Source organism: Rhodococcus sp. GQ147 (assembly GCF_059759155.1).
On sequence record NZ_JCAXDU010000029.1, the window covers coordinates 1 to 14421 of the forward strand.

Below are 14421 nucleotides of genomic sequence, written 5' to 3' on the forward strand. Positions count from 1 at the left end.
GCACCGGCCCGGCTACCCTCGACTCAGCACACCCGGACATGGGGAATTCCATGACGGAAACCCCTGGGGAATTACGCGACGGTCGACAGCTGGCACGTGCGAGTTGCTACCGGGGATCCTCTGTGGGGTCGGAAACCGGGTTCTGGACCACTGTGTGTGATGGTGCGACACTGCGACTCAGGGTAGGGATCCTGGCAATTCCGCCTGGCAGACTTCGGCCATGGACCGGAACCGAGGCACCGGAAACAACGGTCGCCACGAGTACTACAGCACCAGCGACGTCGGTGAGGAACTGCCGACCGTCCGGCACGGTGACTTCGAACAAGCGGACTAGGATATGCGCTTTTTGTCCGCGCTGACCAGACATCTGTCGGCACGATCCTGGGACACTGGGGTGTACGAGATCGAACGGCTGAGCTGGGCGGATTCGGTCATGACGTTGGTGGTGCGGGTATGGGGTCGCGATGACTCCGGCCTGGTCGGTTGGCGCGAACACCTGCCCACAATCCGAGCAGGTTTCGCACCCGACGATCCGGAGACAGTCGCGAGCGCCTGGCACACCGGCGAGTTCTGTCCCAGCTACCTGCCGCACCCGTATTCGCCTGGCCCCGACGGTATTCACTGGATCGGGACCCGGCGACCGTCTCACCCCGACAACCGGTGATACCGACCCCGCCGCTGGATCGTCACGGAAGGGTGGACCAGAACCGGACACCGTCACGTTAGGCACGCCGGCGCCGAGCCGCTCCACCGTTCGGTGCCCGCTCGTGCCTCCAGTCGACCAGCGACCGGGCGAACTTCGACATTCTTATACGCTCTAGCAGCTAATACAAGATAAAGTAGGATTTCTCATCTAAGCTTGTACACGTCGAGGGGACGAGCATGGCCGAAACATCACAGCTTCTCTCCGGCGCGATCGCGCTGCTGCGTCGTGCCGGCATCCGCCTTGTCTCCGGTTCCCTCGACGCCTGGGACCTGACTCTGCCCGACGGCCGGGAATTGCCGACCCGGGTGCGCATATCCCGGCGGCCACCCACCCCCACGGTCCTCGCCCGGCTGCTCGCCGAACCGGGCCCAGCCCGGCGCGTGCTCGTGGTAACCCCACACGCCACGGCGCATCTGCGCACTCTCGCGACAAACGGCGAAATCGATCTCATCGCCGTGGACGAAGACCTACTCGTATTCGCCGGCGCGCGCTACGACGTGACCGAAAACGCAACCCCTACATCCCCTGCCGCATCTGCTGCCCGGGGCCGCAAACCCTGGGTGCGCTGGGCTCTGGCCCGGGTCCTGCTGCTCTCGGATAGGGCGCAAACCCAACACCGGCTCGCCGAGACACTGGAGGTCTCCCAGCAGGCAGTCTCATTCGCCCTCAAACAGCTACAGGCGGTGCGGCGCACCGAGCACGGCTGGTTCGCCGCATCCCCCGAGGAGTTGCTCGCGGACTATCTGGCCGGCTATCCCGGTCCCGGTGGCGCCGTGACCTACTGGTACGGCCTGGATCCGGTGATTGCCCAGGCCACCGCCGTTGTTGACTTCTGCGCCCGGCAGGATGTGGCAGTGTTGGTCAGCGGCGATGCCGCGGCCGATGTGTACGCCCCATGGCGGCTGCCGACCCGGGCGATGCTCTACACCGATCGGTTCGTCGACCTCGCCGCCGCGGGCTTCAGTCCCGCCACCGAGGCCGAACACACCATGGCCGTGCAGGTCCCCGCCGATCCGACCCTGTGGCGCACCGCGGAGATCAGCGAGCCAGTGCTGTTGGCCGATCCGCTGATCACTGCGGGCGATGTGCTGCGCACCGGTGGCGCTGATGCCGCCGAAGCCGCCGATCATGTGTTCGCCACGATCCGTCAGAAGGCTGCTCTGTGACCGAGGTGGAGATCCTCGCCGCGTCGAATGCCGCCGACCGCGGCCTGCGGGCGTTGGCCGATCTCGCCGCCGCTGCGGCCGGGGCCAACTATCGGGTCGTTGGCGGGCACATGGTGCACCTGCTCGGTCGCCTCTACCCCACCGACACCGCTGCCCGGGTCACCGCCGACGCCGATGCCGGCATGGACCCTGTCGCCGCAGCCGACGCCACCTTCCACACCGCGCTACTCGCCCGTGGTTATCGGCTGGTGACCGGCAACCACTACGAGGCACCCTCCGGCGACGACACTCCCCTGTCCGTGGATCTCCTGGTTCCCGGCACCGGTGGTCGCCGGATCGAACGCGTCGAGTACGCCGGGCGCGGCTTCGACGCCACCCCCGGGCTGACCCTCGCGCTCGCCGCCGACCCGATGCAGGTGCGGGTGCGGGCACGCCTGACGACCGGCGAGACATTGCGTTTCGAGGTGCCGGTGCCCGGCGTCGAGCAGGCGGTGGTGCTCAAGGCGCTCGCCTGGCGCAGCCGCCTCGCCGCCAAGGACATCGCCGACCTGTGCACCCTGTTGTCGATCACCCATGAACACCGAGACCGGTTTCCCGATTGGAAGCTGCACACCGCCCGTACCGGTGCCCGCAAGGACGCAGCCCGGGCTCTGCACGAGCTGGTCGCCATGCTCGACCGCGGCCAGCGCATCGACGGACTGACTATCGCCCCGGCGCGTCTGTCCGGTCTCATTCGCCGCTACGTGGTCGACCCCCACACGGCCCGACCGCCAAGCGACACCGGCACCGGCACCGCGCAGCAGATCGCTCGTGATCCCAGCGGACAGGAGGCGTTGCTGTCGGCTCTGCGCGCCGCCGTGTCCGGGTCACCCACCACGCTCGAAGCCCGGTACACCCGGCGGTAGTACGACCCCGGCCCAGCCGGAGCCACCCGACCACAGTCCCCAGGCTGGCCCCGACCTGGAGCTGTAAGCCCGGCATTCCTTGTTCGAGAGGAGCCCCAGACCTCGCACGCTGTCCGCGACCCACGGTGCATGCATGGCTCGCGATGCGTGCACGCATCGCACGCACTGCACGCATCGGTATCGACGCGGATCAGAAAGCCTGGGTCCGAGCCACTGGTGCAGTTCACGCTATCGTGCCCACGACAACTCGCGCCGGGAATAGCCGGAGGCAGGGGCGCGTTGCACTGTCCGGATCGGGTGCGTTTCCGTGTCCCCCGGGCTCAACCCTTTGCCTTCACGGAGTTCCGTTCGGCTGGAGCCGTGTTGCGCCTTTCGCCGAGAGGCGACCGAATGCACCCGATCCCTTCCCCGTCCACTTCGTGCCAGCACGCTGCGGCGGCGTAGCCCATTGCCCACCTGCCTCGCGCAGCATCCGGCCGGCACCGCGAGCTTCTGCAACGCCTTGTCGGTACGGTCGTGGAGCCGGTGAACCAGACACCGACATCAACCGGCGGCGGCACGATATGGGGACGACATCCCCGCCCGCTCGGACACTCCCGTGCCTCCGGACTGTCACCATCAGTATCGACACTTACGTCAGGTGCCAGGTCCAGCGACTTACACCAGGTGATCACAGATTATTCACGTGATGTGCCGCCGACGGCGATGTCGCTGGATGGTCCCGGGGCCAGGAGATGCGAATCTAATATCGTGCCGCTGATTGTGCCCCGGGGTCTCCCCAATCATCGTTTCGTCCGCTACGTTCGACCACCTGTCAGTTCTCCTGGACGCGAGAGCGTTCCGCTGTATCCCCTACAACCGGCGACTCGTCAGATCAGAGTTCTCGTTGACACTGGCACCCTCGAACAATCCTCGGTGGAGGCGCTGGTAGCGCTCTTGACGAGGAGCGAGATCGAGTCCTGCCTTGTCGTTCAGAACGACGACGATTCACCATCCGATTGGATGAATGCTCTCGGCATCGACCGGTGGTACCGCTTTCACTTCACTACCGTGGACGAGGCTCCCCGAAGGGGTGACTCCTCGGTCGTGGGGGTGGAGGGGTTTGTTGGCGTTGACCAGGTGCTGGGCGCCACAGGACACTTCTTCGGTGTCTACTCGCAGCTCGACCATCACCGTGGTGAGGTAGCCGCTGGCCACGATGAGTTGTCGATCGCCGACCGCCATCGAGCGGCTGCGTTGGCCAGTGCCGCAGGCACACTGGGCGCCGATGTAATTGTCACGGGTGCTCGCACGGCTGGACGACACGACGTAGCCGACAACGACATAGCGATCAGCCTTTCCCCGGATCAGTTCACCCGGCTTTTCGGTCACTATCTCCGGATAACCGGGAACCGGGACTTGGAGGTTTCCTTCGGACAGCTGGTCGGCGGTGGAAGCTACAGGCGCACGCACAGCGCTCGATCAGTCACCGACATGTACGAGGCGGGCATCGATGCGTCGGCGCCGCATCTGACTGCGATACGAGTGATGGCCTTGGGAGCGGGGGATCAGGGATTGGTCGATTCGTCGAAGACTCCGGCGCCGCCGCACACCCCGGTGTCGGGCAGGGTCAGCTCGACCCGGGCCGCGGCGTCGTGGTCACCGGCCAGGGCGGCGGCGATGCTGCGGACCTGCTCGTATCCGGTCATCGCCAGGAACGTCGGGGCCCGGCCGTAGCTCTTCATGCCGACGACGTAGAAGCCGGGTTCGGGGTGGGAGAGCTCGGCGACTCCGTGCGGATAGACGGTGCCGCAGGAGTGCACGTTTGGGTCGATCAGCGGGGCCAGCGCGGTCGGGGCCTGCAGGACCGGGTCGAGGTCGAGGCGGATTTCCGAGAGCCACGACAGATCGGGGCGGAACCCGGTCGAGGCGATGACCTCGCCGACGGCGTCGATGCGGGCGCCGGTGTCAGAGACCAGCGTGAGCTGACCGTCGGTGGTGGGTTCGACGGCGGCGGTGCGGAAGCCGGTGACGACCTCGAGGAGTCCGGCGTCGACGGCCGTCTTGGCGCGCAGCCCGACGTCGCCGCGGCGCAGCACCCAGGTCAGCCGGGTGCCGGGGGTGGTGCGGGCGAGTTCGGCCAGCGCGACGATGGCATTGAGCGTTGAGTGGCCACTACCGGCGATGACGGTGTGCCGGCCGGCGTAGCGGGCGCGCACCGCGTCCTCGCCCAGGTCCGGGACGCGGTAGGTGATCTTCTCGGCGGCGGCGCGCTCGCCCAGGGCGGGCAGTCCTTCACCGCCGAGGGGGCTGGGGGTGTCCCAGGTGACCGAGGCGTCGATCACGGCGCGGGCGAGCAGGCGGGATTCGGTGCCGTCGCGGTGGCGTACGTGCACCGACAACGGTTCGGTGTCGCGTCCGGCGTCGACGATCCGGTCGCGGCCGCGGCGGGCGATGCCGATGACCTGGTGGTCGAGCCGGACCGCGTCGCCGAGGGCGTCGGCCAGCGGGGTCAGGTACCGGCCGGCCCAGTCCTGGCCGGTGGGGTAGGAGTCGACGCCGGGGGCGCTCCAGCCGGTGGTGTCGAGGAGACGCGGGCTGCGGGGTCGATCAGTTCGGCCCAGCGGGAGAAGGTGTGGACGCTGTGCCACTGCGTGATGGCGGCTCCGGCGCTGGTACCCCGCTCGAGTACCAGCGGCTCGAGGCCGCCTTCACGCAGGTGAGCGGCGGCGGCCAGGCCGATCGGTCCGGCTCCCACCACGACGACGGGCAACTCGCTCATAACAGATCCTTTCATCGATGGGTATCGATCTAAGCTGCCGCCAGAATATAGATGGGCATCGATGAATGCAGCCATCGATGCCGATCGATATAGTGGGGGTATGACATCACTCGGCCTGCCGACCCCGGCCATCCCCGGCGCGGAGGTGGACATCGACGCCCTGAGCCCCGAGGACGCGGCCACCTACGCCGGGTGGTTCGCCTGCCTGGCCGAGCCCACCCGGGTGCGGCTGCTGCACCACGTCGCCGCCCGCCCGGCCGGCATCACCGTCGGGGAACTCGCCGAGATCCTCGGGATCGGCCAGCCCACCATCTCCCATCACGTCCGCAAGCTCGCCGACGTCGGCTTCGTCACCACCGGCAAACACGGCACCAGCACCGTGGTGATGGTCAACCCGAGTTGCTGCAGCGACCTACCCAGTGCCGCCGACGCGGTCATGGGTGTGCTCACCGCACGGCCGTGCTGCCCCGAGGACGTCCCGGCCGACGTGAGCGTGCGCCCGCTCGCCGACCGCGATTGGGAGGCGGTGCGCCGCATCTACGGAGAGGGCATCGCCACCGGTACCGCAACGTTCACCACCGAGGTTCCCACCCGCGAGGTCCTCGAGGACCAGTGGCTGCCCGGGCATCGGTGGGTCGCCGAGATCGAGGGCCAGGTGGTCGGCTGGGCAGCGTTGAGCCCGGTGTCGGGGCGCGAGTGCTACCGGGGGGTGGCCGAGAACTCGGTGTACGTCGGCGACGGCATGCGCGGACGCGGGGTCGGCAAAGCGCTGCTGCGTACCCAGGTCATCGCCGCCGATCAGGCCGGACTGTGGACGCTGCAGACCTCCATCTTCCCGGAGAACCGTCCCAGCCTCGCCCTGCACCATTCGGCGGGGTTTCGCACCGTCGGTGTGCGCGAACGCATCGGCAAACTCGCCGGGGTGTGGCGCGATACGGTACTGCTCGAACGCCGCTCCGAGTCCGTTCCCGCCGCTGACAACCACTGACGAACGGGACCGACCGCCATGGATATCGAACTGCTGTACTTCGACGGCTGCCCGAACTGGCAGCTCGCCCGCGACCGCCTCGCCGAGGCCCTGGCCGCAACCGGCAACGCCGGCACCCCGATCCGGCTGCGCCGTATCGAGACCCCGGAGGCTGCTGAGCGCGCCGCCTTCGCGGGCTCCCCGACGATCCGCATCGACGGGATCGACCCGTTCGGTCCCACCGAGGGTGTCGGGTTGACCTGCCGCGTCTACCGCACCGCCGACGGACCCGGCGGCGCCCCGAGCACCGCGGAGCTGATCGACGTGCTCCGCCGGGTCGAAGGTCGGCAGGGCTGAGCCGGTGTCGGGCTTGACCTTCGAGTCGACTCGAAGGTTTACCGTCGAGGAGTGAGCACGATGCTGATCTCCCAGTTCGCCGAACACACCGGTGTCCCGGCCACCACCTTGCGGTTCTACGAATCCGCAGGACTGGTCCCGGCGGGGCGCACCGACAGTGGATATCGCGTCTACGGAGATCGGGATGTCGACCGCGTTGCGTTCATCCAGGCGGCCAAGCACGTGGGACTCCCCTTGGGTGAGATCCGCGAACTACTGGCGGTGTGGGAGCACGATCCCTGCGCCGAGGTCCGTGCGCAGCTACGCCCGAAGATGGCCGCTCGCCTGGACGAGGCCGCCACCCGGACCGCGGAACTCGCCGCCTTCACCGACACGCTTCGGCATGCTCTTGCCCAGCTCGACGACCTGCCTGATCGCGCCGAGCCGTGCGATGCCGGCTGCGGATTCCTTGCGCCGCAGCCCCGCACCCAGGTCGTCGACCCTCCTTTCGCTGCGCCTGGCGCGGCGATCACCGTGCCGGCCGACCCGCCGATTGCCTGCTCCCTCGACGCCGCCGACCACGGGGAACGTGTGCACCGGTGGCAGCAGGTACTCGTCGACGTTGTCCGCGAACCCGGTCCGGCGGATGTGCGACTGCGCCTGCCCATCGACCGAGTCGGTGCACTCGCCGAACTCGCCGCCGCCGAGCAGCACTGCTGCCCGTTCTACGAATTCGACCTGCATCTGCGCGGTACCGAAGTGATCCTCGACGTGGGGGCACCGGCAGCGGCTGCAGAAATGGTGCGCGCGTTGTTCGGCGACGGCACGAGCGCCCCACCTGCTCGCTGACCACCGGTCCCACATCCCTGGCTTTCACAGCCGGTCCCCACTGCTGCCTCGCTCGACCCGCCTCGAAAGGCCTCTACCAGCGCATGTCCGCGACCCAGTGGCTCGAACGCCACCAGATCCTCGTCTACCTCGGTGCCCTGGTGACCGGCGCCGTCGTGGGACTGACCCTGCCGGATTCCTCGTCGGTGTTCGAAGCGAGCATCTACCCGCTGCTCGGGGCACTGCTCTACGCCACCTTCCTGCAGGTGCCGTTCACCACACTGGCCGAGGCCGTCCGCGACCGCCGGTTCCTCACCGCGGCCCTGGTTCTCAATTTCGTCGTCGTCCCGCTCGTCGTCGCCGCCCTGACGTTGGTGGTGACATTCCCGCAGGCCGTGCTGCTGGGCATCCTGCTGACCCTGCTCACGCCCTGCATCGACTACGTCATCGTGTTCTCCGGTCTCGCCGGAGGTGACAGCAGGCGACTGCTTGCCGCCTCACCGCTGCTGATGTTCGCCCAGATGGCGGCACTGCCGCTGCTGTTGTGGCTGTTCATGGGATCAGAGCTCACCGATATCGTCGACGTCGCACCGTTCCTCGAGGCGTTTCTCATCCTGATCGTCGCACCGCTCGCCCTGGCGTGGGTCACGCAGGCCCTGGCTGCACGGCGCCGTGTCGGTGTCGTGCTCACCACCGCGTTCACCGCGGCGATGGTTCCACTGATGGCCGGAACCCTGTTCGTCGTCGTGGCTGGTCAGATCCCGAAAATTCGCGACGAACTCCACCACGTCGGCACGGTCATCCCCGTCTACGCCGCCTTCTTGATTCTCATGGCCGGACTCGGATTCATCGCGGCACGAGTGTTCCGGTTCGACGTCGGCCGCTCACGTGCGTTGATCTTCAGTGGTGCCACCCGCAATTCGCTCGTGGTACTTCCGCTCGCGCTCGCCTTACCGGCCGGCTATGCCCTGACCCCCGTCATCGTCGTCACGCAAACCCTGGTCGAGCTCGTCGGCATGGTCCTCTACGTCCGGCTCGTGCCACGCATGGTTCCCGACACACCGACAGCATCTCTGCCGTGAGGCATCGCTCGCACTGTCGATGATCAGGTCATCGACAGTGCGGGGACGCTGATGCGCGGGCGACGTTTGGAACGAGCTCGGCGATCAGCGCCTCGACCTGGGCCTTGATCTCGTCGCGGATCGGCCGCACCGCCTCGACCCCTTGCCCGGCCGGGTCCTCGAGCACCCAGTCCCGGTAGGACTTGCCCGGGAATGCCGGGCAGGTGTCGCCGCACCCCATGGTGATCACCACATCGGAGGCCTGCACTGCGTCGACGGTGAGGATCTTCGGATTCTGCGTGGAGATATCGATCCCCACCTCGGCCATCGCCTCGACCGCAGCGGGGTTGACCTGCGCGGCCGGAGCGGAGCCGGCGGAGCGGACCTCGATCCGATCCCCGGCCAGGGCGGTGAGGAACCCGGCGGCCATCTGGGAACGGCCGGCGTTGTGCACGCACACGAACAGCACCGACGGCGTGCGATCGGTGGCGGAGTGGGTGGTCATGAAGTGGAACGTCCTTTCGTAGAGGAAGGTCAGGCAGAGACAAGATCAGACAGAGACAGCGCCGAGCTCGGTCAGCAGGACACGGACCCGGGCATCGATGTCGTCGCGGATGCCGCGCACCGCCTCGAGCGACTCGTCTTCCGGGTCGAGCAGCGACCAATCGAGGTAGCGCTTGCCCGGATACACCGCGCAGGCGTCACCGCAGCCCATGGTGACCACCACGTCCGCGGCCGCCACCACATCATCAGTGAGCGGTTTGGGGTATTCGGCGCCGAGATCGAGCCCGATCTCGGCCATCGCCTCGACGACAACGGGATGGATCGACGATGCGGGCGCCGATCCGGCGGAGCGCACATGCACGCGTCCGACGCCGTGGTGGGCGAGCAACGCCGCCGCCATCTGGGAGCGGCCGCTGTTGCGCACGCACACGAACAGCACCTCCGGTACGTCCTTGGTGATCGCACCGTCGGCTTGTGCCAGCGCGGTGAGGCGTTCGCCGGCGAACCGGGTGGCCAGGGCGGTCAGGTGCGTGTGGATCTTGGCGGTGCGGCGCAGCGCAGCGTACGACTCGAACACCATCCGTTCCACGGTCTGCGGGGAGAACACCCCGGCGTACTTGTCGGCGAGGTGCTCGGCGGAACGCTGCAGCACCGCCTGAGGCATGAGCAGTTCCGGTTGTGCGGGGTGTGAAGACATCGGTCGCCTCCTGGCGTATCGACTTTTACTGCACAGCAGGGGTATTTGAACTCTTGAAACGCTTGCGCAGCGCCAACGAGACATAGATGAGGGCGACGAGGATCGGCACTTCGATCAGCGGACCGACGACACCGGCCAGAGCTTGACCCGAGGTGACACCGAAGGTGCCGATCGCCACGGCAATAGCGAGTTCGAAGTTGTTGCCCGCAGCGGTGAACGCCAAGGTGGTCGTGCGCTCGTAACCCAGACCGATCGCGGCGCCGAACAGGAACCCACCGCCCCACATGAGGACGAAATAGGCGAGCAGCGGCAACGCGATCCGCGCGACGTCCCACGGCTGCGACGTGATCTGCTCGCCCTGGAGCGCGAACAGGAGCACGATCGTGAACAGCAACCCGTACAGCGCCCACGGTCCGATCTTCGGCAGGAATGTGTCTTCGTACCAGTCACGGCCCTTGGCCTTTTCACCGAAGTGCCGGGTCAGGAAACCGGCGACGAGCGGGATGCCGAGGAAGATCAACACCGATTTGGCGATCTGCCACGGGGAGACGTCGAAAGCGGTCTGCTCGAGTCCGAGCCATCCCGGCAGCACCGAGAGATAGAACCAGCCGAGGACGGCGAACATGATCACCTGGAACACCGAGTTGATCGCGACCAGCACCGCGGCGGCTTCGCGGTCGCCGCACGCGAGGTCGTTCCAGATGATCACCATCGCAATGCAGCGCGCGAGGCCGACGATGATCAGACCCGTACGGTACTCGGGCAGATCCGGCAACAGCAACCACGCAAGGGCGAACATCAGCGCCGGGCCGAGTACCCAGTTCAGAATCAACGACGAGATCAGCAGTTTGCGGTCGCCGGTGACGGTGTCGAGACGGTCGTAGCGCACCTTCGCGAGCACCGGATACATCATGATCAGCAGACCGAGGGCGATCGGCAGCGAGATGTTGTCGATCTCGAGGACGCTCAGAGCGTCGCCGAGCCCGGGGATCATCCGGCCGAGCAGCAGGCCGACGACCATGGAGATGCCGATCCACACGGCCAGGAAGCGGTCGAGGGTCGACATTTTTCCTGCCACAGAACGGTTTTCGGTGGTGGTGGTCACGAAACGGTCTCCTGATGAGGTTCGGCCGGGGTGCACGCACAGGTCGATCCGGGTAGCACCCCCGATTCGGTGGCCAGCACTGCGGACAACTGCTCGAGCGCGGCAGGGATCACCCGGTAGTACACCCAGGTGCCGCGGCGTTCGCAGTCGAGCAGTCCGGCTTCGCGCAGCACCTTGAGGTGGTGCGAGATGGTGGGCTGGGACAGGTCGAAGGCGGGACTGATGTCGCACACGCAACTCTCGCCGCCCTGGTGGCTGGCGATCATGCTGAGCATGCGCAGGCGCACCGGATCGCCGAGGGCCTTGAACATGCGGGCCAGGTCGCCGGCCCAATCGGAGGTCAGGGGCTCACGCGAGAGTGGAGGGCAGCACAGCTCGGCCTCGCTCGACATCTGATTCGACATACGTCTATATTGACTTCTATCAATTCAATCGTCAACCCGAGTCCGTCGGAAAGGACCACCCCTCGTGCCCACACCCTCGGTGCTGTTCGTGTGCGTGAAAAACGGCGGCAAATCCCAGATGGCTGCCGCCCTCATGCGCAAGACCGCAAGCGACCGGATCGTTGTCCATTCGGCCGGCACCACGCCCGGCTCGTCGCTCAACGCCCTGTCGATGCAGGTTCTCGAGGAAGTCGGGGCACCCACCGCGGGCGAGTACCCCAAGCCGATCGATCCGCAGCTGCTGTCCGAGGTCGACCTCGTCGTCACCCTCGGCGGCGAAGCCCACGTCGACGCGCCCGCCGGCGTAGTCGTGGAGAACTGGGACATCGACGAGCCGTCCGAGCGCGGCGTCGACGGTATCGAGCGGATGCGTCTGGTCCGCGGCGACATCGCCACCCGCGTCGACGAACTCGCCACCCGGCTACTCGACGCGACCCGCTGAGCACCTACCCCAACCAGGAGCAGAACACCATGAGCACGATCGCAGTCTTCGAACCGGCCCTGTGCTGCAACACCGGCGTGTGCGGCGAGGACCTCGACCAGAACCTGGTCACCTTCACCGCCGACATGGCCGCGCTGACCGGGCAGGGCGCCACCATCACCCGCCACAATCTGGCCAACGACCCGCTCGCGTTCGCGCACAACGAGACCGTCACAAAGTTCCTCGAACTTGCCGGATCGGACGGTCTTCCGCTGGTGCTCGTCGACGACGTCACCGTCGCCACCGGGCGTTACCCGACCCGCGCCGAGCTCGCCACGTGGGCCGGACTCGATGTTCCCGCCGCAGCGCCGTCCGGGGTGACCATGCTCGGGCTCGCCGACGACAACGACTCGTGCTGCACACCGGACGAGTCCACCTGCTGCTGACCACCCAGATCCGCACCCGCCCGCCGATCCGTCCGACGAGGAGTATCTGCTGCCATGACTGCCACCGACCCGACGTTCCTGACCGACCCACCCAGGTTCGTGTTCTTCACCGGCAAAGGCGGGGTCGGCAAGACCTCCATCGCGTGCGCGTCGGCGCTGCGCCTGGCCCGAGCCGGCAAGAGGGTGCTGCTGGTCTCGACCGACCCCGCGTCGAACGTCGGGCAGGTCTTCGGTCTGAGCATCGGCAACACGATCACCGAGATCCCCGCGGTGCCGGGGTTGTCGGCGCTCGAGATCGATCCCGAACAGGCCGCCGCCGCCTACCGTGAACGCATCGTCGGCCCGGTCCGCGGATTGCTGCCCGACGCGGAGATCGCGTCGATCACCGAACAGTTGTCCGGCTCGTGCACCACCGAAGTGGCCTCGTTCGACGAATTCACCTCGCTGCTCACCGATCCCGACGACCGGGTCGCCGGGTTCGATCACGTGCTGTTCGACACCGCCCCCACCGGCCACACCATCCGGCTGCTGCAGCTGCCCGGCAACTGGACCGAATTCCTCGATAACGGCAAGGGCGACGCGTCCTGCCTCGGGCCGCTCGCCGGCCTCGACAAGCAGAAGGCCATGTACGCCGGCGCGGTCGAGGCGCTGTCGGATCCCGGTCGCACCCGCCTGGTGCTCGTCGCCCGCGCCAACCGCTCTGCGCTGACCGAAATCGCCCGCACCCACGACGAACTCGCCGCGATCGGCATGACGAGACAGCATGTGGTCGTCAACGGCGTGCTGCCCGCCCCCGTCGACGACACCGATCAGCTGGCCACCGCCGTGCATCACCGCGAACAGGCGGCGCTCGCCGCGGTTCCCGCCGCGATCGCGGCGCTGCCCACGGATCTGGTCGCCCTCAAGCCGGTGAACATGGTCGGTCTCGACGCTCTGGCCACCCTGTTCGACATCACCACGGCCTCGAGTGCCGTCGGCGTCGATCCGGACGTCGCGGCGGTCACCGATGCTTCCCTGGCGGATCTGGTCGATGAGATCGAGTCCGACGGGCACGGTTTGGTGATGTGCATGGGCAAGGGCGGGGTCGGTAAGACCACCGTCGCCGCCGCGATCGCGGTGGCACTGGCCCGCCGTGGCCATGACGTGCACCTGACCACCACCGACCCTGCCGCGCACCTGACCGACACTCTCGCCGGGGAACTCGACCATCTTGAGGTCTCCCGCATCGACCCCCATGAGGCCAGTCAGGCCTACCGCAACCGGGTGCTGGCCGCCAAGGGCGCCGGGCTCGACGACGCCGGCCGCGCCACCCTCGCCGAAGATCTGCGGTCCCCCTGCACCGAAGAAGTCGCGGTGTTCCAGGCGTTTTCGAAGGTCATCCACGAATCACGCCGCAAGTTTGTCGTCGTCGACACCGCCCCCACGGGTCACACCTTGCTGTTGCTCGATGCGACCGGCTCGTATCACCGTGAGATCGCCCGGCAGATGGGCGACGGCGGACGCTTCACCACTCCTTTGATGCGGCTGCAGGACCCGGCACAGACCAAGATTGTGCTGGTCACGCTCGCCGAGACCACTCCGGTGCTCGAGGCCGCCGGTCTGCAGGGCGATTTGCGACGCGCCGGTATCGAGCCGTGGGCGTGGGTGGTCAACAACTCTCTTGCCGCAGCGGAGCCCACCGCACCGCTGCTCCGCCGGCGGGCCGTAGCCGAACTCGAGCAGATCGACAAGGTCCGGGGTGAGCTTGCCGACCGGTACGCGGTGATTCCGCTATCCACCACCGAACCCGTCGGAATCACCGCGGTGGGATCCTTGGCCGAACTGCGTCCGGAACCGTCGCCGGTGCAGTAGCTACCTGTAGAGGATTCAGCGGAACTTCTCCCGCGGAAGTCCGTCCACAGGTCTACCCAGAATCGGGAGCTACTCGCCGCTCGAGTATTGAAACTCGATGCTGCGACGATGTATCGGACATTATCGCCCACCCTGCCGCCTGAATACCCGTGGAGAAGAACTGTGCCGACTGTCCTTGCGTCCGACACCACCGATCTTGTGTCCGCGGTGGGTGCGGCTGTCGG

At 67.3% G+C, this 14421-nt stretch carries 14 protein-coding genes and 1 pseudogene; 9 read left to right on the forward strand and 6 right to left on the reverse strand.

What is annotated here, in order from left to right:
• Positions 1-882: 882 nt before the first annotated feature.
• A complete protein-coding gene (locus AC6CID_RS23315; protein WP_019290647.1) occupies positions 883-1872 on the forward strand; it encodes a hypothetical protein in 990 nt (329 codons plus the stop codon).
• Complete coding sequence (locus AC6CID_RS23320; RefSeq protein WP_498354572.1) at positions 1869-2777, forward strand: hypothetical protein; 909 nt, start codon at positions 1869-1871, stop codon at positions 2775-2777. The genes AC6CID_RS23315 and AC6CID_RS23320 overlap by 4 nt, the downstream gene beginning before the upstream one ends.
• A gap of 987 nt (positions 2778-3764) precedes the next feature.
• Here the strand turns inward: AC6CID_RS23320 and AC6CID_RS23325 are convergent.
• Together AC6CID_RS23325 and AC6CID_RS23330 are read right to left on the reverse strand one after the other, a co-directional pair.
• Positions 3765-4148 carry a hypothetical protein gene (locus AC6CID_RS23325; protein WP_065996612.1) on the reverse strand — a complete coding sequence of 128 codons (384 nt, stop codon included), beginning with the start codon at positions 4146-4148 and terminating at the stop codon, positions 3765-3767.
• Positions 4149-4324: 176 nt separating this feature from the next.
• Positions 4325-5538: pseudogene (locus tag AC6CID_RS23330) on the reverse strand (NAD(P)-binding domain-containing protein).
• A 100-nt stretch (positions 5539-5638) separates the two neighbouring features.
• Between AC6CID_RS23330 and AC6CID_RS23335 the strand changes: the two are divergent.
• From AC6CID_RS23335 to AC6CID_RS23350, 4 genes are all read left to right on the forward strand, one after another.
• A complete protein-coding gene (locus tag AC6CID_RS23335) occupies positions 5639-6526 on the forward strand; it encodes a helix-turn-helix domain-containing GNAT family N-acetyltransferase (RefSeq protein WP_064061719.1) in 888 nt (295 codons plus the stop codon).
• A gap of 18 nt (positions 6527-6544) precedes the next feature.
• Positions 6545-6862 (forward strand): DF family (seleno)protein, encoded by a 318-nt coding sequence (locus AC6CID_RS23340; RefSeq protein WP_006554203.1) that lies wholly within the window; start codon positions 6545-6547, stop codon positions 6860-6862.
• A gap of 60 nt (positions 6863-6922) precedes the next feature.
• Positions 6923-7690 carry a MerR family transcriptional regulator gene (locus AC6CID_RS23345; RefSeq protein ID WP_039586197.1) on the forward strand — a complete coding sequence of 256 codons (768 nt, stop codon included), beginning with the start codon at positions 6923-6925 and terminating at the stop codon, positions 7688-7690.
• Between the two features lie 83 nt (positions 7691-7773).
• Complete coding sequence (locus tag AC6CID_RS23350; protein ID WP_064061720.1) at positions 7774-8751, forward strand: arsenic resistance protein; 978 nt, start codon at positions 7774-7776, stop codon at positions 8749-8751.
• 28 nt (positions 8752-8779) lie between these two features.
• Here the strand turns inward: AC6CID_RS23350 and AC6CID_RS23355 are convergent, their stop codons facing one another.
• From AC6CID_RS23355 to AC6CID_RS23370, 4 genes are read right to left on the reverse strand one after another with little or no spacing between them, the layout of a single operon-like run.
• Positions 8780-9235 carry an arsenate reductase ArsC gene (locus tag AC6CID_RS23355; protein WP_033098575.1) on the reverse strand — a complete coding sequence of 152 codons (456 nt, stop codon included), beginning with the start codon at positions 9233-9235 and terminating at the stop codon, positions 8780-8782.
• Positions 9236-9280: 45 nt separating this feature from the next.
• Complete coding sequence (locus AC6CID_RS23360) at positions 9281-9931, reverse strand: arsenate reductase ArsC (RefSeq protein ID WP_006554200.1); 651 nt, start codon at positions 9929-9931, stop codon at positions 9281-9283.
• A 25-nt stretch (positions 9932-9956) separates the two neighbouring features.
• Positions 9957-10997, reverse strand: coding sequence for an ACR3 family arsenite efflux transporter (gene arsB, locus AC6CID_RS23365; protein ID WP_006554199.1), 1041 nt, complete (start codon positions 10995-10997; stop codon positions 9957-9959).
• A 35-nt stretch (positions 10998-11032) separates the two neighbouring features.
• Entirely contained in the window at positions 11033-11440 is a 408-nt protein-coding gene (locus AC6CID_RS23370) for an ArsR/SmtB family transcription factor (RefSeq protein WP_006554198.1), read from the reverse strand.
• 64 nt (positions 11441-11504) lie between these two features.
• Between AC6CID_RS23370 and AC6CID_RS23375 the strand changes: the two genes are divergently transcribed.
• Genes AC6CID_RS23375 through arsA form a run of 3 tightly spaced genes read left to right on the forward strand, consistent with a single transcriptional unit; the run spans position 11505 to position 14197 of the window.
• The gene (locus tag AC6CID_RS23375) at positions 11505-11921 is read left to right on the forward strand and encodes an arsenate-mycothiol transferase ArsC (RefSeq protein ID WP_006554197.1); all 417 of its coding nucleotides are present in this window, start codon (positions 11505-11507) and stop codon (positions 11919-11921) included.
• Positions 11922-11950: 29 nt separating this feature from the next.
• Complete coding sequence (gene arsD / locus AC6CID_RS23380) at positions 11951-12346, forward strand: arsenite efflux transporter metallochaperone ArsD (protein WP_006554196.1); 396 nt, start codon at positions 11951-11953, stop codon at positions 12344-12346.
• A gap of 54 nt (positions 12347-12400) precedes the next feature.
• On the forward strand, positions 12401-14197 hold the full coding sequence (gene arsA, locus AC6CID_RS23385; protein WP_006554195.1) for an arsenical pump-driving ATPase: 1797 nt from the start codon (positions 12401-12403) through the stop codon (positions 14195-14197).
• Positions 14198-14421 lie beyond the last annotated feature (224 nt).

Bases quoted from the DNA above. Each gene is read 5' to 3' on its own strand.
- AC6CID_RS23335 (WP_064061719.1), top strand. From the start codon at position 5,639: ATGACATCACTCGGCCTGCCGACCCCGGCCATCCCCGGCGCGGAGGTG.
- arsD (WP_006554196.1), top strand. From the start codon at position 11,951: ATGAGCACGATCGCAGTCTTCGAACCGGCCCTGTGCTGCAACACCGGC.
- AC6CID_RS23360 (WP_006554200.1), bottom strand. From the start codon at position 9,931: ATGTCTTCACACCCCGCACAACCGGAACTGCTCATGCCTCAGGCGGTG.
- arsB (WP_006554199.1), bottom strand. From the start codon at position 10,997: ATGTCGACCCTCGACCGCTTCCTGGCCGTGTGGATCGGCATCTCCATG.
- AC6CID_RS23345 (WP_039586197.1), top strand. From the start codon at position 6,923: ATGCTGATCTCCCAGTTCGCCGAACACACCGGTGTCCCGGCCACCACC.
- AC6CID_RS23350 (WP_064061720.1), top strand. From the start codon at position 7,774: ATGTCCGCGACCCAGTGGCTCGAACGCCACCAGATCCTCGTCTACCTC.
- AC6CID_RS23315 (WP_019290647.1), top strand. From the start codon at position 883: ATGGCCGAAACATCACAGCTTCTCTCCGGCGCGATCGCGCTGCTGCGT.
- AC6CID_RS23370 (WP_006554198.1), bottom strand. From the start codon at position 11,440: ATGTCGAATCAGATGTCGAGCGAGGCCGAGCTGTGCTGCCCTCCACTC.
- arsA (WP_006554195.1), top strand. From the start codon at position 12,401: ATGACTGCCACCGACCCGACGTTCCTGACCGACCCACCCAGGTTCGTG.
- AC6CID_RS23355 (WP_033098575.1), bottom strand. From the start codon at position 9,235: ATGACCACCCACTCCGCCACCGATCGCACGCCGTCGGTGCTGTTCGTG.
- AC6CID_RS23340 (WP_006554203.1), top strand. From the start codon at position 6,545: ATGGATATCGAACTGCTGTACTTCGACGGCTGCCCGAACTGGCAGCTC.